This window comes from Acidovorax sp. BoFeN1 (assembly GCF_003345135.1).
Classification (GTDB): Bacteria; Pseudomonadota; Gammaproteobacteria; order Burkholderiales; family Burkholderiaceae_C; genus Acidovorax; species Acidovorax defluvii.
Genome location: NZ_QOZT01000049.1, coordinates 1 through 21713, shown reverse-complemented (window position 1 = coordinate 21713; position 21713 = coordinate 1). Strand labels below are relative to the sequence as shown.

Genomic DNA, 21713 nt, shown 5'->3' with positions numbered 1-21713 from the left:
CCCCGGGCAATGCCCCAGACACCGGCCGAGAGGCCACAGGCTACAGGCCCCGTTTGCAGGTTTACACGCCGAGCGTTTTGAGCTTGCGGTAAAGCGAGCGCTCGCTGATGCCCAGCGCCGCCGCCAGCTCGGCGCGGCTGCCGGTGTGCATGGCCACCCGCTCGCGCAGCGCCGACAACTCCAGTTCACGCAACGATGCCGCCGACACCACCGGTGCACCGCGACCGACCTGCGTGGTGGTGGCCGGCGCGTATGGGGTGGGCACCTGCCAGGTGCTGCGCCGCCCGGAATTCAGCGCCTGGGCCACGTGTTCGACCTCGATGCGGTCGCCGTCGCACATCAGCGTGGTGCGCTCCAGCAGGTTACGCAGTTCGCGCACATTGCCCGGGAAAGGCTGCTCGGCCAGCAAGGCCAAGGCTTTTGGCGCAACGCTCAACGAGCGTTGCGGGGCCACACGGGCCAGCAACGCCTGGGTGAGCAGCGCGATGTCCTCGCGCCGCTCGCGCAGCGGCGGCAGCGCGATGGGAAACGTGCTCAGCCGGTGGTAGAGGTCTTCACGGAAGCGCCCCTCGGCCACCATGCGGTCCAGATCGCGGTGCGTGGCCGACACCACGCGAATGTCGGCATGGCGCAGCTCGGTGCTGCCCACGCGGCGGTAGGTGCCCGACTCCAGCAAGCGCAGCAGCTTCACCTGCATGGGCAAGGGAATGTCGCCCACCTCGTCCAGAAACAAGGTTCCGCCGCTGGCAGCCTCTACCAGCCCCGCCTTGCTGGTGTTGGCGCCTGTGAAGGCACCGCGCTCGTGGCCAAAAAGTTCCGACTCAAACAGCGTCTCTGGCAAGCTGGAGCAATCCACCACCACCAGGGGCTTGGTGGCGCGGGGACTGGCATCGTGCACTGCCTGCGCCACCAGTTCCTTGCCCGTGCCAGACTCGCCCAACAACAGCACCGTGGCCAAGGACGGCGCCACGCGGGCTACGAGCGCCAGCATGTGCTGGAACACCGCGCTGCGCCCGATCAGGCCCTGCGCCACAGAAAGGCCATGGGCCACTTTCAGGGACGCCATTTTTTCCACAAAAAAAGCGTGCTCCCCCGATGCATCACGCAGCGGGGTGAGCTCGATGTTGACGTATTCCTCACCCTTGGGCGTGTGATGCAGGTGCAGCACGCGCTCGCGCTGGCCTGAAGCACGGGCCTGCGCCAGCGGGCACGACTCACCCGCCTGGTCGCAAGGCACCTGGAAATGGTGCGACACCTCGTAGCAGGTACGGCCGATCACACTGCGCTCGGGGCTGAAAGCGCGGCGGTAGGCGGCGTTGGCCATCACGATGCGGTATTGCGCATCAAACAGGATGTGCGGCTCACTGAGGCCTTCAAGAAAGTCGGTCAGCTCGGGCAATGGCTTCATGAAAACTCGGATGGACGTGGTCCGTCAGTGTAGGCCCTGGCTGCCACAGTCTGCCACTTTTGACATAGAGCGCCCCGTTTGGCAGTCGTCTGGTGCGGCGAATCTATCGTTCATCGTTGATTTCAAAGCGTTTTTTCTGCGCAGAGGGGTGGCATGTTTCTTGGATGGTGAAGGGCAGTGGGTACTTTGCGACCTGCCTCGCTTCAACTGGAGGATTCCATGACACGCCCGTTCACCGCACACGCTTTCCCCGCATCGAACCCCGACACGGGGCGCCATGACGCCGAGCGCCGCCAGTGGCTGTTGGCCACCACGGCCATGGGCTGCGCGGCAACTGCAGCAGTGACAGTGCCGTTGGTGGCCAGCTTTGCCCCCAGCGAGCGGGCCAAGGCACAGGGCGCCAGCGTGCAGGTGGAAATTGGCGACATCCAGCCCGGTGAGGTCAAGGTCGTCGAATGGCGTGGCCAGCCGATCTGGGTCATGCGCCGCACGCCCGAGATGCTGGCCCAGCTCGACGGCATGACCGACCTGGCAGACCCCGATTCACAAAAAAAACAGCAACCCTCTTACGCCACCAACACCCATCGCTCCATCAAGCCCGAGGTGCTGGTGACCGTGGGCATTTGCACCCACCTGGGCTGCTCCCCCGTCACCCTGAACGAAGGCACCGCCAATCCCAGCGTGCCCGCCGACTGGAAGGGCGGCTTTTTTTGCCCCTGCCACGGCTCCACCTTCGACTTCGCGGGGCGCGTGTTCAACAACAAGCCTGCCCCCACCAACCTGCTGGTGCCTCCCCACAAATACCTGGCCGACAACACCTTGCTGATTGGCGAGGACGACGATGCAGCTGGCTAGGAGCGCGGCCAGTCCGTGCGGCAGGCTATGCTGAGCGAACGCGACCTGCATCTGCGCACCCACCACGACAGCAAGGGCGACAAGCAGACGTTGCGCGCTGGCGCAGCGGACTTGCGCCCCACCACACCCTTCGCCGCGTAAGGAACCTGACTCCATGCAACCTGCCGCTCACATCACCGTCATTGGCGCCGGCTTTGGCGCCCTGTCCACCGTGCGGGAAATTCGCCAACGCGACCCCGATGCGCACATCACCCTGGTGGCACCACTCGCCGAGCTGCACTACCTGCCGGGCATCATCTGGATTCCGTCGGGGCTGCGCACCCGCGAGCAGCTGGTGGTTCCGCTGTCCAACTTTTTTTCGCGCATGAAGGTGAACCACATCGCTGCCGAGGTCACCGGTCTTCGAGACGGTGGCCGGGTGGTGCTCACCACGGCTGGCGAGCTGCGCAACGACGCACTGGTGATTGCCAGCGGTGGGCGCTTCATCAAAAAATTGCCGGGCATTGAACACGCCATCACGCCTTGCGAAGGCATTGCGGCGGCCGAGCGTATCCGTGACCGCCTGCGTACCATGACCGGCGGCACCATTGCCGTGGGCTTTGCCGGCAACCCCAACGAGCCCAGTGCCGTGCGCGGGGGACCGATGTTCGAGTTTCTGTTCGGCATTGATGAGCAGCTCAGGCGCGAGGGCCGACGCAACAAGTTCAACATCGTGTTCTTCAACCCCTCCACCGAGCCGGGCAGCCGCCTCGGACCGAAGGCGGTTCAGCACCTGCTGGCCGAGATGACACGCCGCGGCATCAGCACCCGCCTTGGCCACAAGCTGGCGCGCTTTGAGCCCGACCGCGTGGTCACCGAGGGCGGCTCGTTTCCGGCCGATCTGATCCTGTTCATGCCCGGAATGACCGGCAACGCCTGGTTTGACCAGACGCCGCTGGCCCGCTCCGCCGGTGGTCTGCTCCAAGCCGACGCGCAATGCCGCGTGCAAGGCACGCAACATGTGTATGTGGTGGGAGATTCGGGCAGCTTTCCCGGCCCCGACTGGATGCCCAAGCAAGCCCACATGGCCGACCTGCAGGCGGCCGCAGCGGCCGACAACCTGCTCAAAGGCCTGCGCGGCGAAACGCCCACAGCCACCTTCAAGGTGGAGCTCATTTGCATCGTCGATGCCATCGATCACGGCACCCTGGTGTTTCGCAACACCCGACGCCAGATTATCCTGCCCTCATCCCGCCTGTTTCACTGGGCCAAGCGCTTCTTTGAGGGCGTCTACCTGAGGAAATACCGATGAACACCCGCCGTCACAGCAACACCGGCGCCGGTGGCAGTGCACGCAGCCACCACCGCCGCGCCACCTGAACCCCGACCAGGACACCCCCATGCCCGTCACAAAGATCCGGCTCTGCCCGAACCACACCGCACTGCTGCTGGCCGCGCTGCTGAGCTGGCCCGCACTGGCACTGGCCAGCCCACCACTGCAACCAGGCCAAGCACTGCCCGAGCTGACACTGAAAGACCAGCACGACCAGGCGTGGAAAGTGAGCGCCGACACGAAGCTGGTGCTGTTTGCCGCAGGCCGCAAGGCCTCCAACCTGGTGCAGACCGTGCTGGCGGACCAGCCGGCAGGGTTTTTGGCCACGCGCCAGGCCGTCTACCTGGCAGACATGAGCCGCATGCCCGGCTTTGTGACCCGCACCTTTGCCTTGCCCGCGCTGCGTGAAATGCCGTTTGTGTTGGGCGTGGTACTGGACGAGGCGCTGCTAAAAAACTGGCCCCGCCAAGACGGCGCGGTGACGCTGATCGCGCTGCAAGACGGCCGCGTGAGCACGGTGAGCCACGCCAGCACCGAAGCCCAACTGCGCACAGCCCTGGGCCTGGCGCCGTGACGGCCTGAAGGCTTGAGTTTCCCCCCGTTCTGCCTGCTGACCCAACCCCGGAACCCACCCATGAAAGCGTTTCAAGACTACTACCCCGAAAACGTGTCGCATTGCTACGGCTGTGGCAGCAACAACCACCACGGCCACCAGATAAAGACTTTCTGGGAGGGCGAAGAAACCGTGACCCGTTTCAAGCCCGAGCCGTTTCACACCTCGGTACCTGGCTACGCCTATGGCGGGTTGATTGCTTCGCTGATCGACTGCCACAGCACCGGCACGGCTGCCGCCGCCATGTACCGCAGCGAAGGCCGTGAAATGGGCACGCTGCCACCGTTTCGCTTCGTCACCGGCTCCCTGCATGTGGACTTTCTCAAACCCACGCCGCTGGACGCAACGCTGGAGATTCGCGGCCGCGTGAAGGAAATCAAAGGCCGCAAGGTCGTGGTGGAAACCACGGTCATGGTGGCGGGCGTGATCACCGCACGCGGCAGCGTGGTGGCGGTGCAAATGCCCGACAGTTTCGGGCAGGCCTGAAAACACCAGCGCCGCCCTGCCGGGCGGCGCTGGACAGACTCCACCCGATTGGAATAACTTCATTACAAATCAATGGGTTAAGCCCATGTTGGGGTGTACCGAAAGCCCGACTCCGGTGAGAAAATACCAAAGCTTGCAACGAGAAAAAGCAAATGTTGTGCCAGGATGACCTCTTTCCCAACCACACGGGAACTCCGTCCTTAGCACTCCATCAAAGAGAGTGCTAACATAAAAGCTTAGAGGAAAGGATTCCCGGAATGAAACTTCAATCTGGAACCGCAGCGACGACTTTGGCACCCGCCAACCCATGGGCGCTGGTGCCGCCTTTGGGCAATCTGGACGCCTATATTTCGGCTGTCAACCGCCTGCCCCTGCTCACCCACGAGGAAGAGCAGACCTACGCCCGCCAGCTGCGGGACCACAACGATGTCGACGCCGCTGGCCGTCTGGTGATGTCACACCTGCGCCTTGTGGTGTCGATTGCGCGCCAGTACCTTGGCTATGGCCTGCCTCACGGCGACCTGATCCAGGAAGGCAACGTGGGCCTGATGAAGGCCGTCAAGCGCTTTGACCCCGAGCAGGGCGTGCGCCTGGTGAGCTACGCCATGCACTGGATCAAGGCCGAGATCCACGAATACATCCTGAAGAACTGGCGCATGGTGAAGGTGGCTACCACCAAGGCGCAGCGCAAGCTGTTCTTCAATCTGCGGTCCATGAAGCAGGGTTTCAAGGCCGATGCGGCAGCAGCCGATGCCGCCACGCACCGCGACACGCTGTCAGACCACGAAATCGACTCCGTGGCAGCACAGCTCAATGTGAAGCGCGAAGAAGTCATCGAGATGGAAACCCGCATGTCGGGCGGCGATGTGCTGCTCGACCCGGCTCCGTCCGATGACGGCGAGCAGGCTTTTGGCCCCATTGCCTATCTGGCCGACGCTTCGCACGAGCCCACCGCGATGATCGAGTCGCGCCAGCGCGATGAACTCGCCACCGATGGCATTGCCACCGCACTGGCCAGCCTGGACGACCGCAGCCGCCGCATCGTGGAAGAGCGCTGGCTCAAGGTCAACGACGATGGCTCTGGCGGCATGACGCTGCACGACCTGGCTGCCGTCTATGGCGTGAGCGCCGAGCGCATTCGCCAGATCGAGGTAGCCGCCATGAAGAAGATGAAAACCGCGCTGGCGGCATACGCCTGAGCAGTGCCGGTCTGCTGACGCACCCGCAAGCACGGGTGTGGGCAGCAGGGATAATTCAACGCGCAACCGTGGTTGCGCGTTTTTTTTGGGTGCCGGCAAAAACCGCCCTCGCACCCGTCCATGACCGGAGGATTTTCTGATGACCCCATCCCCCCTGCGTCGCGCTGCGCTGGCGCTGGCCCTCGCCGCCGCTTTCAGCCCCGCACTTGCACAATCCACCACGGCCGCGGCCACACCCGGCTGGCCCAGCAAGCCCGTGAAGCTGGTGGTGGGCTTTCCGGGCGGATCTTCGCCCGATCTGGTGGCGCGCACGCTGGCCGAACCGCTGGCCAAAGCCCTGGGGCAGCCGGTGATTGTGGAAAACAAGGTGGGCGCAGGCGGCAACATCGCAGCGGACGCCGTGGCCAAAGCCACAGACGATCACACCCTGGGCATCATGATCAATGGCAACCTGACGATTGCCAGGCTCATCAACCCCAGAATCAACTACGACCCGCTCAAGGACCTGACTCCCATCAGCCTGATCGCCACGGCCCCGCTGGCCCTGGCCGCACCGGCCAACGCGCCGGGGGCAACCGCGCAAGAGTTTTTTGCGGCGGCACGCGCCAGCGGCGACCGCTGGAACTACGGCACGCCGGGCGTGGGCACGGTGGCACATATCGGCATGGAGCTGCTCAAAAACAAGGCAGGCATCAACCCGGTGCATGTGCCTTATCCGGGCAATCCGCAGGTCATCAACGCCATCATTGGCGGCCAGATCCAGCTCTCGCTGCTTCCTCCGGCCATGGCCGCCGCGCAGGCGCGCGCGGGCAAGCTGCGCGTGATCGGCGTCACATCCAGTGGACGCAGCACCCTGGTGCCCGAATACCCCAGCCTGGCCGAAGCGGGCGTGAAAGACTTCAACCTCGAAATCTGGAATGCGGTGGCGGCCCCCCGGTCTCTGCCCCAACCAGTGGCGGCGCGCCTGTCGGCGCTGTTCAGCGAAATTGCCCGCAGCCCGGAAGTGCGCGCCAAGCTGTTTCAGCAGGGTTGGCAGGTGAAGGGCACCACCGCCGAAGGTCTGGCCAACCGCATCCAGACGGATACGCGCGCACTCGGCGCGGTAATCACCTCGCAAGGGATCAAGGCCGAATGACCCGGCTGCCCCATCCAGCGTGCGCGATGGCGGCTTCGCTGGTCGTACAGGGGTAGCGCCAGCGCTTGGCCTTCACCGTCGCGCTGGACAGCCCAATGCAATGCGCGACCGGGGCTAACGCCGGCGCGCGCTGCGCGCGTCAGCCTGCCTCTTGCAGCAGCGCCCGCACATCGGCCCCCAGGGCTTGCGCGCCGCTGCCGTAACGGTTGTAAACACGCAGGCGGCCTGCCGTGTCATACACGTAACTGCCCGCAGAGTGGTCCATGGTGTAGCTGGTGGGGGTTTTGCCATCGACCTTCTTGTAGTAGATCTTGAAGTCCTTGGCCACAGCGGCGGTCTGCTCGGGGGTGCCTGACAGCGCCAAAAAGCTGGGGTCGAAATTGGCCATGTAGGCCTTGAGCATCTCGGGCTTGTCGCGCTCGGGGTCGACGGTGACGAAAATGCCCTGCAGGCGGTCGCCGTCCTTGCCCAGCATCTGTTTGACCTCGACCAGCTCCTGCATGGAGGTGGGGCAGACATCGGGGCATTGGGTATAACCAAAAAACACCACCACCACTTTGCCGCGGAAGTCCTGCAGGCTGCGCTTTTGGCCGTTGTGGTCGGTCAGTGGAATATCGCGGGCGTAGTCGGCCCCCGTGATGTCCACACCGCGAAATTCGGTCTTTTTGTCAGAACAAGCGCCTAATATGCCTGCAGCGCTGATGGATAAAGCGCCAACAGCTATTAATTTAAGAGCGTTTCTTTTGTGCATCGTGTTCACATCGCATAGTGGTCCACCAGCAGTGCGGCAAACAGCACGCTCAGGTGGATGAGAGAAAAACGAAAGGTCTTGCGCGCCAGGGCGTCGGAGTAATTACGCCACAACGCAAAGCCGTAGCCGCAGAACCCGGCGCTCAGCAGCACGGCCGCCACAAGGTAGATCCACGAACTCATGCCAAAAATGAACGGCATCAGGCATCCCGCAAAGAGGATCAGCGTGTACAAAAACACCTGCAGGCGTGTGAACTCGTTGCCGTGCGTGACCGGCAGCATGGGCAGGCCCGACTTGCGATAGTCCTCCACCCGGTACAGCGCCAGCGCCCAGAAATGCGGCGGCGTCCACAGGAAGATGATGAGGAACAAAATCAGCGCCTCGGGGCCCACGTCGCCTGTCATGGCGGCCCAGCCCAGCACGGGGGGCATGGCGCCCGAGGCACCGCCAATCACGATGTTTTGCGGCGTCAGCGGCTTGAGGATGACGGTGTACACGACGGCGTAGCCCACAAAAGTGGCGAACGTGAGCCACATCGTCAGCGGGTTGACCCAGACATACAGCAGGGCCGAGCCGGCCGCACACAACAGGGCCGAGAACAGCAGCGTTTGCGTGTTGGACAGCTCGCCCTTGGCAGTGGGCCGCCAGGACGTGCGCTTCATCTTGGCATCAATGCCCTGCTCGACGATGCAGTTGAACGCCGCGGCAGCGCCCGCCACCAGCCACACGCCAGCGCTGGCCAGCGCCATCTGCCCCAGCTGCGCCAGCGTGGGCAGGCCTGGCACGGCCAGCACCATGCCAATCAGCGCGCAAAACACGATGAGCTGCACCACGCGGGGCTTGGTCAGCGCGTAAAACTGAGAAAAGCGCGACGGCGCTGGGAAAGTGGAAGCAACACTCATGCGGAAACCCTCGGTGCGCTGGATGGTGCAAAAGACCCCTGGGGCGCCAGGGCAGCGCGGCTGGAAGATAGCGCCCAGGTCAGCACCACCACCAGGGCGGCAGCGCCCCCCGTGTGCAAAACCGCAGCGAGCAGGGGCCAACCCAGCACCACGTTGCTCAGGCCCGTGGCCAGCTGCAGCAGCGCCAGGCCCGCAAGCCACCGCGCCTGCAAGCGCAGCGCCGTGGCGCGGTGCAGGCGCCATGCCAGCCATGCCAGCGCCAGCAACACCCCATAGGCCACCAGGCGGTGCGCATAGTGGATGGCGGTCAGGCCGGCAAAACTGATGTGGCTGCCGTCCTGCAGCAGCCCAAGCGGCCGCCAGAGTTGAAACCCCTGGGCAAAGTCCATCACGGGCCACCAGCTGCCCTGACAGGTGGGAAAGGTGGTGCAGGCCAGCACCGCGTAATTGGTGCTGACCCAGCCTCCCAGCACAACCTGCAGCGCCACCAGCGCGCCCGTCACGAGCACCCCCAGCCGCAGCGGCGCCGCCAGCACGGCAGGCTGCACGCCCCGCACTGCCTGGGTATGGCGAACGGCCTGCACGCACAGCAGTGCCAGCAGCACGACGCCACCCATCAAATGCAGCGTGACGATGGCGGGAAACAGCTTCATGGTGACCGTGAGTGCGCCAAACGCGCCCTGCAGGCAGACCCAGACCAGGGTGAAAGTGGGCCACCACGGGCTCATCACGGGCGGCGACACCGTGCTGTCGGCCCGGGCACGCCGCCATTGCAGCCAGGTGGCCACGGTCAGCACAATGATCAGCACGCCAAGGCCCGTGGCGAGGTAACGGTGGATCATCTCCACCCAGGCCTTGCCGTGCGTCACCGGCCCGGTGGGCATGGCTTCTTGCGCCGCCGCAATGTCTGCGCGCGCGCCCACCGGGCTGGCGCTGCCGTAGCAGCCCGGCCAGTCGGGGCAGCCCAGGCCGGAATCCGTCAACCGGGTGAAAGCGCCGAACAGCACCAGATCAAAAGTCAGGAACAGGGTCAGCACCGTCAGCGCCTGCAAACGGTGCCCCCGGGCGCTGCCGCGATGGCGCCAGCCCACCCAGGCCACAGGCCCGAGCGCGATCACGATGCCCAGCAACATCATTTGCGCCAGCGGTGCAAGGTCGTAAAGCGGTTGGGAGTCCATCAGGGTTGCCCTGGCCGTCCGGCGTCGTCCCATGAAGACGAGGCGCGCAGCAGGCGTTCCAGATCCCGCTTGGCCTTGCCGGCGCCTGAGGCATCCATCAGGGCAGGAAATCGCATCATCCAGTTGCCCATCGGGTCCACAACGTAAAGGTGCTCGGACAGCGCGTGGCCCGGGGCGGGCTCCAGCCACTGGGCAAGCGCAGGGCCATTGACCCGCAGTACTGTGGCCTGCTGCAGCGCGGGGGAGATATCCGCCGGCAAAGGGGCGGCATCGGTCACCAGCCAGATCCAGTCCACCCGGTCTTTCTCTTTGCCCACGCTTTCCCGCAGTTGCCTCTGCAGATACAGGTGCTGCTGGCACGTGGCATCACACGCACCGCCCCCCACACTCACCAGCAACCACTGGCCCTTGAGCGCGGGCAGCTTGCCGGGCGCACCATCGAGCGCGGTCGTGGCCAGATCAGGCAAAGTGCGTTGCGGCTGTATCAACTCACCGTAGTTGCGACGGCCGTCGGGGCGCACCACGTAGTACGTGAAATACGAGGCAATGACCGGGGCTGCGCAGACCAGCAGCACCGCCAGCATCTTCCAGCGTCCGTGGCGGGCGTTCTGTGCATGGGCCACGGCGTTGCCGGCCTCGGGCAGGTTATGCACCGTAAGCCCCAGAGGATGGTGTGCGCGCGCCTCAGGCAAGGAACTTTGGGCGCGGGCGGAGTAAGCGTCGGACGAGTTGGAACCAGACATAGAGAAGTGCAATCAGACTGCTGAGCCCGAACCATTGAAATGCATAACCGTAGTGTTTGTCGACGCCGGCGCCGATGACGGGCCACTCCCGTTGCATGCCCTCGCTGGCGGGCCCGGTCTGCAGCACCGACAGATCCATCAGTGCAAGCCCCGTTTCGGTGCGAAACGCGGCAAGATCCAGATTTTGCCGGATGCGGGAAGACCCCTGCGAACTATCGGCACTCTGGAACTCATACAGGCGCGACGGCGGCGGCGCGATGCGCCCGGCAAGCTGCACCACGCCCGGCGCCGTCTGCACCGGGGGCAGCGACTCGCGATCCTGAAAATTGCGGGGCACCCAGCCGCGCTGAACCAGCACCACCCCGTCGCCGCCCTCCAGCTGCAGTGGCGTGGCCACAAAAAATCCGGGCCGGCCCTGCATTTGCCGGTTGTCCAGATAAACCGTGTGCTCTGGCACCCAGCGCCCTTGCAGCACCACTGCGCGATGCGTCAGGTCTTGGGCAGTGCCGTCACCGGCAAGTGCCTGTCCGCGCAGCGCACGCTTGTCGAGCGGCGGCAGGGCGGCGCGCTGGTCCAGCAGCGATTGCAGGGTTTGCTTTTGCGCGGCACGCGACAGCTGCCATCGCCCCAGTGAAGCGGTAACGAGGATGCTGGCCACTGCCGCCACGGTGATCAACCAGAACCGCAGGCCCCAGGCACTTTGAGCAGGTGTCACAGGATAATGTGCTCCATGAAATATCTTGTCGCTGTGGCGTTTCTCGCCATTCTCGCCAGCCTGGCCTCTGCACTCTTTTTCATGATGCGTAACGGACGCGATGACAAGGCCAAAGGGAACCACATGGCCAAGGCGCTGGCACTGCGGGTGGGGCTCTCGATTGTCCTGTTCATTTGCGTTCTGATTGCATGGCAACTGGGTTATATCCAGCCCACCGGCCTGCCTGCCACGCGGTAAGACGCCAGGCCCTCTCAACAAAAAAGCGCCTTGCGGCGCTTTTTTTGCTTTGCGGGGCCGGCTTACATCCAGTACACAAGAATGTAAAGACCCAGCCAGACCACGTCCACAAAGTGCCAGTACCAGGCGGCCCCCTCAAAGCCAAAATGCTTGTCGGCAGTGAAGTGGCCCTTTTGCAGGCGCAAGGTGATGACCAACAGCATCAACATGCCCAAAAACACGTGGAAGCCATGAAACCCCGTGAGCATGAAGAACGTGGAACCGAACACGCCCGAGCTGAGCTTGAGGTTCAGATCGGTGTACAGGTGGTAATACTCATACCCCTGCACACACAGGAACACAAAGCCCAGCAGAACGGTGGCCCACATGAAGCCAATGGTCTTGCCGCGGTGGTTTTCACGCAGCGCATGGTGGGCAATGGTCAGCGTCACACCAGAAGTCAGCAGCAGGGCCGTGTTGATGGTAGGCAGCCAGAAGGGACCAACGGTCTGGAACGGCTCCACGATACCGGCAGGGGAACCCGTTGCACCTGCCGCGAGGCTGGGCCACACGGCCTTGAAGTCGGGCCAGAGCATGGCGTTTTCGAGGCTGCCCAATGCGGGCACCGAGTGCGCACGCGCCCACCACAGGGCAGTGAAAAAAGCGCCGAAGAACATCACCTCCGAAAAGATGAACCAGCTCATGCTCCAGCGGTAGGACAGGTCGATCTTGTGACCGTAGAGCCCCCCTTCGCTTTCGCGCGCGGCATCACGGAACCACTGGTATAGCACAAAAAGCCACCACACCAGTCCCAAGGCCAGGGAATACTTGCCCCAGTCGTGGCCGTTGATCCACTGGGCCGCGCCCAGAATCACAAAGAACAGGCCTGCGGCTGCCAACACAGGATGACGCGACTCGGCGGGCACATAGTAGTACGGGGTTCCACCGTGGGTTGATGCACTCATTTCAGCTCCTGAATCTCAAAATCTTTGTTGTTGGACGGGCCTGTCGGCAACGGTCAGACCACCCAGTTCACTACCGCAATCAGCGACAACACCAGCAAAAAGATGGCCACCAACCCCACCACAATGATGTGCAGCGGATTGATCTTTTCCAGGTCCTGCTGGTATTCGCTGCCTTTGCGCAGGCCGATCAACGACCACGCAACCGCACGAACCGTGCGCAACAGGGACCCCTTGCGCCGCACCACGGGTTCAGATGGATTGACGGGGCTCACGACCCCTCCTTCACGGGGTGCAGGGAAGCTGCCGCCGTGGACTCGGGTGCGGGCGGTGTCTTTCCGCCCACCTCGAAGAAGGTATAGGACAGCGTGATGGTCGTGACATCCTTGGACAACCGCGGATCAATCACGAATGCCACCGGCCATTGTTTCTTCTCGCCCGGCTCCAGGATGTACTGGTTAAAGCAAAAGCACTCGAGCTTGTTGAAATGCGCAGCCGCCTGCCGCGGCGCGTAGCTGGGAATCGCCTGCGCGGCCATGCGGCGGTTTTGCACGTTCTGGAATTCGTACATCACCGTCGTCAGCTCACCGGGATGCACTTTCACCGAACGCTGTGCAGGCTTGAAATCCCAGGGCCCCCGCGCATTGGCGTCAAACTCCACGGTGATGGTGCGGCTCGTGTCCACCTGCGTGTTCGCGGGCACCTTCACGTCCTTGCCGGCAACGCCGTTGCCAGGCACCTGTCGCTCCGAGAGCGACAGGATGTTGATACCAGTCAGCTCGCAGATGTGCTTGTAGATCGGGATCAGCGCGTAGCCAAATGCAAACATGCCCACCGTAATCACGGCCAGCTTGCCCACCATCTTGGCGTTTTCGCGGCGAATGTTCATGGCGCGGTGCTCAGCGGGAGAGCAGAACGACTTTGACCATGAACCCAACGAAGAAGACGGCAACCACGGACGCCAGGATCAGCGCCATCCGCAGATTGCTCTTTTTTTGCTCAGGAGTCATGGACATGTTCTTCAACCGATCACGCGAGTTGCCGTGGCATCGAGCTTGGGCGGGTTTTCAAAGGTATGGAAAGGCGCTGGCGATGGAACTTCCCATTCCAGGCCCTCTGCACCGTCCCAAGGCTTGGCAGGCGCCTTTGCGCCCTTGCCACGCATAGCCGGAACGATCACGGCCAGGAAGAAGTACACCTGTGCCAGACCGAAGCCCAAGGCGCCTACCGATGCGATCGCGTTGAAATCAGCGAATTGCATGGGGTAATCGGCATAGCGCCGCGGCATGCCGGCCAGGCCCAGGAAGTGCATCGGGAAAAAAGTGATGTTGAAGAAAATCAGCGACGTCCAGAAATGGATCTGGCCGCGGGTTTCCGAATACATCACGCCGGTCCACTTGGGGAGCCAGTAGTACACGCCGGCAAACATGGAGAACAGCGAACCCGCCACCAGCACGTAGTGGAAGTGCGCCACCACGTAATAGGTGTCCTGCAACTGGATATCGATCGGGGCCATGGCCAGGATCAGGCCGGTGAAACCACCCATCGTGAACACGAAAATGAAGCCCACAGCAAACAGCATCGGGGTTTCAAAAGTCATGGAGCCACGCCACATGGTGGCCACCCAGTTGAAGATCTTCACGGCCGTGGGCACCGAGATCAGCATGGTGGCGTACATGAAGAACAGCTGGCCGGTGACCGGCATGCCGGTGGTGAACATGTGGTGGGCCCACACGATGAACGACAGGATGGCAATCGACGAGGTGGCATAGACCATGGAGGCGTAGCCAAACAGCTTCTTGCGCGAGAAAGCGGGCACGATCTGGCTGATGATGCCGAAGGCCGGCAAGATCATGATGTACACCTCGGGGTGGCCGAAGAACCAGAAGATGTGCTGGTACATCACCGGGTCACCGCCACCAGCGGGATTGAAGAAGCTGGTGCCGAAGTGGCGGTCCGTCAGCGTCATGGTGATGGCACCGGCCAGCACGGGCATCACGGCGATCAGCAGGTAGGCGGTGATGAGCCAGGTCCAGGCAAACATGGGCATCTTCATCAGCGTCATGCCGGGGGCGCGCATGTTGAGGATGGTCACGATGATGTTGATCGAACCCATGATGGAGCTGGCACCCAGGATGTGCATGGCAAAGATGCCGGCATCCATCGAGGGGCCCATCTGCAGCGTGAGCGGCGCATACAGCGTCCAGCCGGCAGCGGGCGCACCGCCAGGCATGAAGAACGAGGACACCAGGGTCAGTGCCGCAGGGATCATCAGCCAGAAGCTGAAATTGTTCATGCGCGCGAAAGCCATGTCGGAAGCGCCGATCTGCAGCGGGATCATCCAGTTCGCAAAGCCCACAAAGGCCGGCATGATGGCCCCGAACACCATGATCAGGCCGTGCATGGTGGTGAGCTGGTTGAACAACTCAGGGTTCACCAGTTGCAGGCCGGGCTGAAACAGCTCGGCGCGAATCAGCAGCGCCAGCACGCCACCGATCATCAGCATGGTGAACGAGAACAGCAGATACAGCGTGCCAATGTCCTTGTGGTTGGTGGCGTACACCCAGCGGCGCCAGCCGGTGGGAGCATGGTGGTCGTGGCTGTCGTGTGCGTGCCCGTGATGGTCGAGAACTGCGCTCATTTTGAATTCCTCAATGCTGTGGGGCGGTGATTACTTGCCACGCTGGGCCACAATTTCCGCTGGCTGGACCAGCTGCCCGGTCTTGTTCGACCAATTGTTCTTGGTATACGTCACCACTGCCGCAATATCGGTATCGCTCAGTTGTGTCCATGCGGGCATGGCACCGTTGTTCACGCCCTTGAGCAACACCTGGATCTGCTTGGCGTGATCGGCATCCAGCACGATGGCAGAGCCATCGAGGGCCTTGATGGCCCCGGCGCCCTTGCCGCTGGCTTGGTGGCACGCTGCGCAGTTGGCGGCATACACCTTCTCGCCACGCTTGAGCATGTCGTCCAGCGCCCACACCTTGGCGGGATCGTCCAGCTTGGCTGCGGCCTTCTTTTGCTGGTCGGCTACCCACTGGCTGTAATCCTCGGCCGACAGCACCTTCACATGAATCGGCATGTAAGCGTGTTCCTTGCCGCACAGTTCAGCGCACTGACCGTAGTAGTCGCCAATTTTTTCGGCGCGGAACCAGGTGTCGCGCACGAAACCGGGGATGGCATCCTGCTTGATACCGAACGCGGGCACCATGAACGCATGGATCACGTCATTGGCGGTGGTGATGATGCGGACCTTCTTGTTGACGGGAACCACCATCGGGTTGTCCACCTTGAGCAGGTAGTTGGCCGGCGCCTCACTCACATTGCCGCTGTCGGACATGGCACGGTGGCTGCTGTCGAGTGTGGAGATGAAGGCCAGACCCTCGCCTTCGCCCGTGATGTAGTCGTAGCCCCACTTCCACTGGTAACCGGTGGCCTTGATAGTCAGGTCGGCATTGGTGGTGTCTTTCTGGGCCACCAGCACCTTCGTGGCTGGCAGGGCCATGAGGATCACGATGATGAACGGCACAACGGTCCAGACCACCTCCACCGTCACCGACTCGTGGAAATTGGCCGATTTGGCGCCTTTGGATTTGCGGTGCTTCCAGATCGAATAGAACATCACGGCAAACACCGCGATGAAGATCACCGTGCAGATGATCAGCATCATCCAGTGCAGGAAATGCTGCTCTTCGGCAATTTTTGTCACCGGGGGATGGAGATTGAGCTGATTGACCGCAGGGCCGCCGGGAAGGTCTTGAACGGCATGGGCTGCGGTGCCCACCCATGCACCAGCAGTCAGCAGCAGAGACGCCAGCTTGTTGGAAATGCTCTTCATAGTTCTCACTTACTTCTAAGCCTTAATTAACCAATCACCTGGCGCGCCCACTGGGGTTCAGGCAGCGCGCAAGGCCCTGCGTATCTCGGATGCCAGGGCCGGGCGAAGATCGGGGCGCACAAAGCGCCCCACTTCAATCGAACGGCCCTGTGCCGACAGCGTGATCAGCGAACGGTCTGCGGTTTTGGGCTCCACCCGAACCCGGCTCCGGTCAAACTCCGCGCGCTCCAGCCGGCCCGCAGTCTCCCTCTCGACCACAAGGCGAGCGCCTTGCAGAGAAATCCTCTCGCCATCTGCGGCATGGCGGCCGAACCTGGCCAAGCCAACGGCCAAAACCATGATGGCCAATGCAGCAAAGGCGATGGCCCATGGGGCCCCCGCCAGCCAAAAAATCAAGGCGGTTGCCAAAGGCACGGCACACAACCACAACCGGGGGCGCGCCACTGGGCCATTGCGATACAACTGCCAGTCAATGCGCTGGCCGGACACCGTGGCAAAACGAAAAATCAGACTCGTCAATGCAAACGCCTTGAAAACCGCTACGACACCTGTGCAGTGCGCAAAGGCACCCCACTCTCATCTGGCGAGAATTGTAGCGCGCCTTGTTCTAGATCATTGACAAGTGACTACGGTTTAACCCTTAGATGAACCCTCACGCAGCATGGCGCGCATGTCCTCCAGGGAAACCGCACTGCTGGCGCTTACCCGCACCCTTGGCTTGGGTTTGTAGGCATGTCCGTAGATGATTTCAAAGGTCAGGGCCAGCTGTCCACCCTCGTCCGGCTCCCCGAGCTTGTCCTGCAGCACTTCGTGGAGGCGGCGGCGCCAGTGGCGTCCACGCAACGCAGGGAACCGCTGAGGGTGCAGATTGCACCCCAGCTCTGCCAGCTCCTGCAGCAGCCGCTGTGGCGTGGCAAAGGTCAGCCGGATGCGCTCCATGTCCATCACCGGCTCGGCAAAACCGGCCTGCACCAGCATATCGCCCCAGTCGTGCATGTCGGTGAACGCATGCCCGGCGGGCGGCCAGCCGAGCGCGGCATACACCGCATGCAGCTCCTTGGCGGTGTCGGGCCCAAGGCACGAGAACATCAGGTAGCCATCCACAGACAGCGCCCGGTGCCATTGGGCGATGAGGGCTTGCGGGTCGCTTGCCATGTGCAGGGCCATGTTGGCCCAGAGCATCTGCACCCCCCCCTCTTGCGGCAAACCAAACCGGGGGCGCCCCGCACTCCATCGCGCGGGGCTCCACCATGGCCGGGTCAGCGCCTGCATCGCCACCGGAACGCAGTGGGGCGACGTTTCCGTTACCAGGCAAAGCGCTTGCGGATAGCGGGCACTGACAAGGGCGTGGCCTTGCAGCCCCCCGCGCACCGCGTCCCAGTGGCACCAGGCTGCGGGGGCCTGGCGAATCCATTGCAGGCGGTCGTCCATGCGCCGGGCCACCTCTTCGTGCAACCAGGGAGATTGAGCAGGGGCTGCGGCGTGCCAGCGGGCGGCTGCAACGGGATCAATGGTGGGAGGGTGCTCGGTGGACATGGCGAAAGAAAAGGGCAGACGAGTATATTGACTAGATGTTCTACAAGATGCTGACAGGGGCATCCGGACGCATCGGAGCACTCATCGACCAGCTGCCGAGCCAGTGTGCCGTGTGCCACGCCTGGCCTGCCCGGCGCGTCTGCGATGGCTGTGCCGCCCGGTTTGCACAGCCCCGCACACGCTGCGCGCGCTGCGCCCTGCCAGTGCCCGAAGGTGTTTCGCAATGCGGCGCCTGCCTGCGCGAGCCCCCGCGGGTGGACGCTTGCCTGGCCGCGGTGGACTATGGCTACCCATGGGCTGGCGCCATGGCCGAGTTCAAGTTTCGCGGAGACCCGGGATGGGCCTCGGCGCTGGCCACGCTGCTGCGCAGCGCGCCCTGGGTAGAGCCGGCACTGGAATCTGCCGACCTGGTGCTGCCGGTGCCCCTGTCCCGCGAGCGCCTGCAAGAGCGCGGCTTCAACCAGGCCGCCCTGCTGGCCCGCCACATTGCCGGCCCCAGGGTGGACACCGCCCTGCTGCTGCGGCCGCGCGCCACCGAAGCGCAAAGCGGCCTGCCGCGCAGCCAGCGCCTGCGCAACCTGCTGGGTGCGTTTGCCGTCGAGCCCACCCGCGCGGCCGCCGTGCAAGGGCGGCGCATTGTGCTGGTGGACGATGTGATGACCACCGGTGCCACCCTGAATGCGGCGGCCCACGCGCTGCGCGAGGCCGGTGCTGCGCACATCACGGCCATGGTGGTGGCGCGCACAGAACCGGACTGAAACTTTTGTTTACGACGGCGCTGCGCCACGCCCGAATGTCCGAACGACAATACGGAGCATGTTTCATATCGTTCTGGTCGAACCCGAAATCCCGCCCAACACCGGCAACGTGATTCGCCTGTCAGCCAACACGGGCTGCACGCTGCACCTGATCGAGCCCTTGGGATTCTCGATGGAAGACCGGCTGATGCGCCGCGCCGGGCTCGACTACCACGAGTACACACAGGTGCAGCGGCATCCGGGGTGGACCGCCTTTTTGCGCAACGCCCAGCCCGACCCCACGCGCATGTTTGCCATGACGACACATGGCACCCAGACCGCCTTTGACACCTGCTTTTTCCCCGGCGACTGGCTGATTTTCGGGGCCGAGACGCGCGGGTTGCCCCCTGAATTGCGCGAGACCTTCCCGCCCGCGCAGCGGTTGCGGCTGCCCATGGTGGCCGGGCAACGCAGCCTGAACCTGTCCAACGCCGTGGCAGTGACGGTGTTCGAGGCCTGGCGCCAGAACAGCTTTGGCGTACCGGGCGTGGCAGTCGCTTCGCCGGTAGAGCAATTGCTCTGAGGCGCTGCAGCCTTCAGGCGCTCTGGCACACAGAGGCCAGGCGCTGCGAGTGCTCGCTCTCAAAATCAAGAAACACCCGGATCTGCGGCGACCCGTGAGACGCTGAAAACCGCAGCGGGCTGAACGCGCTTTATGGCGCAGCGCCGTAGCTGCGTGCCACGGATTCAGCCACGCAGGCTGGCTTGTCGCTGCCCTCGCGCTCCACCGTCACCAGCCAGGTCATCTGCAACCCGTCGGGCGCCAGGGGCTCAGTGGCCTGCAGCACCAGCCGCGCGCGCAGGCGGCTGCCCACTGGCACGGGTGCCGTAAAGCGCACCCGGTTCAGGCCGTAGTTCACGCCCATGCGGGCGCCTTCGATGCGCATTCCGCCCTCAAAAAATCGCGGAATCAGCGACAGCGTGAGAAAGCCATGGGCAATGGGCGCACCAAACGGCCCGGCCTTGGCCCGCTCGGGGTCTACATGGATCCACTGGTGGTCGCCCGTGGCCTGGGCAAACAGGTTGACCTGTTCCTGCGTGATGGTGATCCAGTCGGTCACGGCGACTTCCTGGCCCACGCAGGCGCTGACTTCAGAATAAGAGCGGAAGGTTTTCATGCGGGCAATGGTGCGCCGCTACCCGCCCGGCGCCTGTCAGGCGCGTGACAGCGACACCCCGTGCTGCCTGCGGTTTTCAGGCGTCCAGCCAGGTGCAGATCCCCTGCCACTGCTCCAGGTCACGCGCCACGCGTGCGGGCGCCACATCGAACAGCGTGAGCCCGTGCGCTGCCAGGTGCACATAGTTTTGCGTGTCGCGCAGATAGCCCAGCACCGGGAAACCCAGGCTGTCGACAAAGTGGTGCAACTGCTCGGCGGCCTTGGTGCGCGCATCCACCCGCATGCCCACAATGCCCACCTGCACGCCCGCGGCGTGGCGGTGCTCGGCCAGCTGGTCCAGAAAAGCGCGCGTGGCAAAAATATCAAACACGCTGGGCTGCAGCGGCACGATGATGCGGTCGGCCAGCTTGAGCACATCGCCCAGACGCCGGCCATGCAGGCCCGCCGGGGTGTCGAGCACCGTGTGCGAACTGCCCTTGGGCGGCTTGGTGATCTCGTCGGCACTGACATCCCATGCGCCAATCGGGCGGGCGGCGGGCGGGCGCAGGCCCAGCCACAGACGGGCAGACTGCTGGCGATCGGTGTCCCCCAGGATCACCGGATGCCCATGGCGGGCGTAATACCCGGCCACGTTGGTGGACAGCGTGGACTTGCCCACGCCGCCCTTGGGATTGGCAACAACGACCACTGGCATGACACAACCTCCCGGAATTATCCGTTGGATAAAATTTGAATGGAATCAGCCTCTAGCGCTTATACATCAAGCGCTAGTAGCTATTATTTAAATAGCATTTTTAACTCACGCGTGCTGCCCGCCACGCTTGACAAAAAACAGCCCCGCACCCACCGCCATGAGCAGCCCGCCAAACACCCGGTTTTGCGTGCGTACCGCACGGGCACTGCGCATCAGGCGGCGCAGGGCGCTGGCACCCGCTGCGTAGCCATGCATCACGGTCACGTCCACCGCCACGGTGGTAGCGGCCATCACCAGCAACTGCAGCCAAAGCGGGCGGCCCTCGGTCATGAACTGGGGCAGCACAGCCACCATGAAGATGATGCCCTTGGGGTTGGTGGCGTTGGTCAGAAAACCCGTCAGAAAACGCTTTTTCCAGGGGCCGGCCGGAGCCGCGTCGTTTCCTTGAATGGGCGAGGTGGCACCCGCGCGCCACTGGCACCAGCCCACATAGATGAGATAGCAGGCGCCCAGCACCTTGACCACGCTGAAAGCCACCTCGGAAGCCAGCAGCAGCGAGCCCACGCCCGCACCGGCAATCAGCAAGATCAGCAACAGCCCGGCCTGCAGCCCGGCAATGGTGGCCCCGGTCTTGCGCACGCCATACGACAGGCCGTGGCTCATCGACAGCACGGCCCCCGAGCCCGGCGACACCGCAATCAGGCAAGACGCCGCAAAAAAAGCCAGCCAAGTCTGCAAGTCCATAAAAAAGCCCCAAGCGAGAAGGGCTGGCATCTTAGCAACGGAACTTCCGATGCACGCAACAGCGGCAAAAACCGGCTCCACTGAAGCGATGCGCCGGCAACCCCACCGTCCACCCGGTCGGGGCCGAGGCTGCCCAAGCCCATGCGCCCCCTGCCCACGGACCTTCATCCGGCCCATGGCAAGCGGGTTGGCCTGCGGCGGGCATAAAAATCAAGCAAAATAGGCTCTCTTCCGTTTCGGGTGGAGCGCTACAGTTCAAAAAAATCTGTTGACACCCCCTGAACAGGAGCCGTTCCGATGCAAGAAGCATTGTTTTGCCAAGCGTTAGGCCTTGCAGCCCCCTGGGCGGTCGAGCGTGTTGAACTGGACGTGGAGCGCAGCCGCATCGACCTGTACGTTGTCTGGCGCTCAGGCAGTGCAGCATGCCCGGCGTGCTCGGCCGCTGATCAAAAGCTCCATGACCACCGCCAGCGCAGCTGGCGGCATCTGGACTTCTTTCAGTTCGAGG

27 protein-coding genes are annotated in these 21713 nt (G+C 63.5%); 10 read left to right on the top strand and 17 right to left on the bottom strand.

All coding sequences use genetic code 11. From position 1 onward, the window contains the following. Nucleotides 1-61: 61 nt before the first annotated feature. Entirely contained in the window at nt 62-1408 is a 1347-nt protein-coding gene (locus DTW89_RS11985) for a sigma-54 interaction domain-containing protein (RefSeq protein ID WP_114656112.1), read from the bottom strand. Nucleotides 1409-1627: 219 nt separating this feature from the next. On the opposite strand from DTW89_RS11985, the gene petA reads away from it, so the two are divergent. The 6 genes from petA (at nt 1628) to DTW89_RS11955 (ending at nt 7008) form a co-directional block, all read left to right on the top strand. Next, complete coding sequence (gene petA, locus DTW89_RS11980; RefSeq protein WP_114656111.1) at nt 1628-2263, top strand: ubiquinol-cytochrome c reductase iron-sulfur subunit; 636 nt, start codon at nt 1628-1630, stop codon at nt 2261-2263. Between the two features lie 154 nt (nt 2264-2417). After that, nucleotides 2418-3554: an NAD(P)/FAD-dependent oxidoreductase gene (locus DTW89_RS11975; RefSeq protein WP_114656110.1), complete on the top strand. Its 1137-nt coding sequence runs from the start codon at nt 2418-2420 to the stop codon at nt 3552-3554. 88 nt (nt 3555-3642) lie between these two features. Continuing rightward, nucleotides 3643-4149: a hypothetical protein gene (locus DTW89_RS11970; protein WP_024816147.1), complete on the top strand. Its 507-nt coding sequence runs from the start codon at nt 3643-3645 to the stop codon at nt 4147-4149. A gap of 60 nt (nt 4150-4209) precedes the next feature. Beyond that, complete coding sequence (locus DTW89_RS11965; protein ID WP_111865727.1) at nt 4210-4674, top strand: PaaI family thioesterase; 465 nt, start codon at nt 4210-4212, stop codon at nt 4672-4674. 257 nt (nt 4675-4931) lie between these two features. Beyond that, entirely contained in the window at nt 4932-5873 is a 942-nt protein-coding gene (gene rpoH, locus DTW89_RS11960) for an RNA polymerase sigma factor RpoH (protein ID WP_024816149.1), read from the top strand. Between the two features lie 139 nt (nt 5874-6012). After that, a complete protein-coding gene (locus DTW89_RS11955; RefSeq protein ID WP_114656109.1) occupies nt 6013-7008 on the top strand; it encodes a Bug family tripartite tricarboxylate transporter substrate binding protein in 996 nt (331 codons plus the stop codon). Between the two features lie 139 nt (nt 7009-7147). Here DTW89_RS11955 and DTW89_RS11950 read toward each other — a convergent pair whose 3' ends face one another. The 5 genes from DTW89_RS11950 to DTW89_RS11930 are packed head-to-tail and all read right to left on the bottom strand — an operon-like array spanning nt 7148 to nt 11297. After that, on the bottom strand, nt 7148-7759 hold the full coding sequence (locus DTW89_RS11950) for an SCO family protein (RefSeq protein WP_201740996.1): 612 nt from the start codon (nt 7757-7759) through the stop codon (nt 7148-7150). A 5-nt stretch (nt 7760-7764) separates the two neighbouring features. Continuing rightward, on the bottom strand, nt 7765-8661 hold the full coding sequence (cyoE, locus tag DTW89_RS11945) for a heme o synthase (RefSeq protein ID WP_024816152.1): 897 nt from the start codon (nt 8659-8661) through the stop codon (nt 7765-7767). Beyond that, a complete protein-coding gene (locus DTW89_RS11940; RefSeq protein WP_442858107.1) occupies nt 8658-9839 on the bottom strand; it encodes a COX15/CtaA family protein in 1182 nt (393 codons plus the stop codon). The genes cyoE and DTW89_RS11940 overlap by 4 nt, the downstream gene beginning before the upstream one ends. After that, nucleotides 9839-10582 carry a hypothetical protein gene (locus DTW89_RS11935; RefSeq protein WP_114656108.1) on the bottom strand — a complete coding sequence of 248 codons (744 nt, stop codon included), beginning with the start codon at nt 10580-10582 and terminating at the stop codon, nt 9839-9841. Before DTW89_RS11935 ends, DTW89_RS11940 begins: the two co-directional genes overlap by 1 nt. Continuing rightward, nucleotides 10524-11297: an SURF1 family protein gene (locus DTW89_RS11930; RefSeq protein WP_114656107.1), complete on the bottom strand. Its 774-nt coding sequence runs from the start codon at nt 11295-11297 to the stop codon at nt 10524-10526. Before DTW89_RS11930 ends, DTW89_RS11935 begins: the two co-directional genes overlap by 59 nt. Before the next feature lie 15 nt (nt 11298-11312). On the opposite strand from DTW89_RS11930, the gene DTW89_RS11925 reads away from it, so the two are divergent. Then, complete coding sequence (locus DTW89_RS11925) at nt 11313-11534, top strand: twin transmembrane helix small protein (RefSeq protein ID WP_024816156.1); 222 nt, start codon at nt 11313-11315, stop codon at nt 11532-11534. Between the two features lie 62 nt (nt 11535-11596). On the opposite strand, the gene DTW89_RS11920 is transcribed toward DTW89_RS11925, so the two are convergent. The 8 genes from DTW89_RS11920 to DTW89_RS11890 all read right to left on the bottom strand — a co-directional run bounded on the left by DTW89_RS11920 (nt 11597) and on the right by DTW89_RS11890 (nt 17852). Further along, nucleotides 11597-12478 carry a cytochrome c oxidase subunit 3 gene (locus DTW89_RS11920; RefSeq protein WP_024816157.1) on the bottom strand — a complete coding sequence of 294 codons (882 nt, stop codon included), beginning with the start codon at nt 12476-12478 and terminating at the stop codon, nt 11597-11599. Nucleotides 12479-12531: 53 nt separating this feature from the next. Beyond that, nucleotides 12532-12750, bottom strand: a complete 219-nt coding sequence (locus DTW89_RS11915; protein ID WP_024816158.1) for a DUF2970 domain-containing protein — start codon at nt 12748-12750, stop codon at nt 12532-12534. Beyond that, complete coding sequence (locus tag DTW89_RS11910; protein WP_024816159.1) at nt 12747-13364, bottom strand: cytochrome c oxidase assembly protein; 618 nt, start codon at nt 13362-13364, stop codon at nt 12747-12749. Before DTW89_RS11910 ends, DTW89_RS11915 begins: the two co-directional genes overlap by 4 nt. Before the next feature lie 10 nt (nt 13365-13374). After that, a complete protein-coding gene (locus DTW89_RS19760) occupies nt 13375-13485 on the bottom strand; it encodes a cytochrome oxidase small assembly protein (protein ID WP_208859679.1) in 111 nt (36 codons plus the stop codon). Nucleotides 13486-13496: 11 nt separating this feature from the next. Next, nucleotides 13497-15116, bottom strand: coding sequence for a cytochrome c oxidase subunit I (gene ctaD / locus DTW89_RS11905; protein ID WP_111865715.1), 1620 nt, complete (start codon nt 15114-15116; stop codon nt 13497-13499). A gap of 30 nt (nt 15117-15146) precedes the next feature. Next, nucleotides 15147-16316 (bottom strand): cytochrome c oxidase subunit II, encoded by a 1170-nt coding sequence (coxB, locus tag DTW89_RS11900; protein WP_114656106.1) that lies wholly within the window; start codon nt 16314-16316, stop codon nt 15147-15149. Between the two features lie 57 nt (nt 16317-16373). Further along, nucleotides 16374-16835: a DUF2244 domain-containing protein gene (locus tag DTW89_RS11895; RefSeq protein ID WP_024816162.1), complete on the bottom strand. Its 462-nt coding sequence runs from the start codon at nt 16833-16835 to the stop codon at nt 16374-16376. A gap of 114 nt (nt 16836-16949) precedes the next feature. Continuing rightward, nucleotides 16950-17852, bottom strand: coding sequence for a hypothetical protein (locus DTW89_RS11890; RefSeq protein ID WP_024816163.1), 903 nt, complete (start codon nt 17850-17852; stop codon nt 16950-16952). Nucleotides 17853-17887: 35 nt separating this feature from the next. Here DTW89_RS11890 and DTW89_RS11885 point away from each other — a divergent pair, with 35 nt between their 5' ends. Continuing rightward, on the top strand, nt 17888-18610 hold the full coding sequence (locus tag DTW89_RS11885; protein WP_114656105.1) for a ComF family protein: 723 nt from the start codon (nt 17888-17890) through the stop codon (nt 18608-18610). Nucleotides 18611-18668: 58 nt separating this feature from the next. Further along, nucleotides 18669-19172, top strand: coding sequence for a tRNA (cytidine(34)-2'-O)-methyltransferase (locus tag DTW89_RS11880; RefSeq protein ID WP_114656104.1), 504 nt, complete (start codon nt 18669-18671; stop codon nt 19170-19172). A gap of 130 nt (nt 19173-19302) precedes the next feature. On the opposite strand, the gene DTW89_RS11875 is transcribed toward DTW89_RS11880, so the two are convergent. The 3 genes from DTW89_RS11875 to DTW89_RS11865 all read right to left on the bottom strand — a co-directional run bounded on the left by DTW89_RS11875 (nt 19303) and on the right by DTW89_RS11865 (nt 21205). Then, nucleotides 19303-19767 carry a MaoC family dehydratase gene (locus tag DTW89_RS11875; protein WP_024816166.1) on the bottom strand — a complete coding sequence of 155 codons (465 nt, stop codon included), beginning with the start codon at nt 19765-19767 and terminating at the stop codon, nt 19303-19305. A 76-nt stretch (nt 19768-19843) separates the two neighbouring features. Continuing rightward, on the bottom strand, nt 19844-20461 hold the full coding sequence (locus DTW89_RS11870) for a ParA family protein (RefSeq protein WP_114656103.1): 618 nt from the start codon (nt 20459-20461) through the stop codon (nt 19844-19846). Between the two features lie 105 nt (nt 20462-20566). Then, entirely contained in the window at nt 20567-21205 is a 639-nt protein-coding gene (locus tag DTW89_RS11865; RefSeq protein WP_114656102.1) for a LysE family transporter, read from the bottom strand. 297 nt (nt 21206-21502) lie between these two features. Here DTW89_RS11865 and DTW89_RS11860 point away from each other — a divergent pair. Next, the coding region (locus DTW89_RS11860; RefSeq protein WP_201740995.1) for a transposase family protein at nt 21503-21713 on the top strand (211 nt) is incomplete at its 3' end.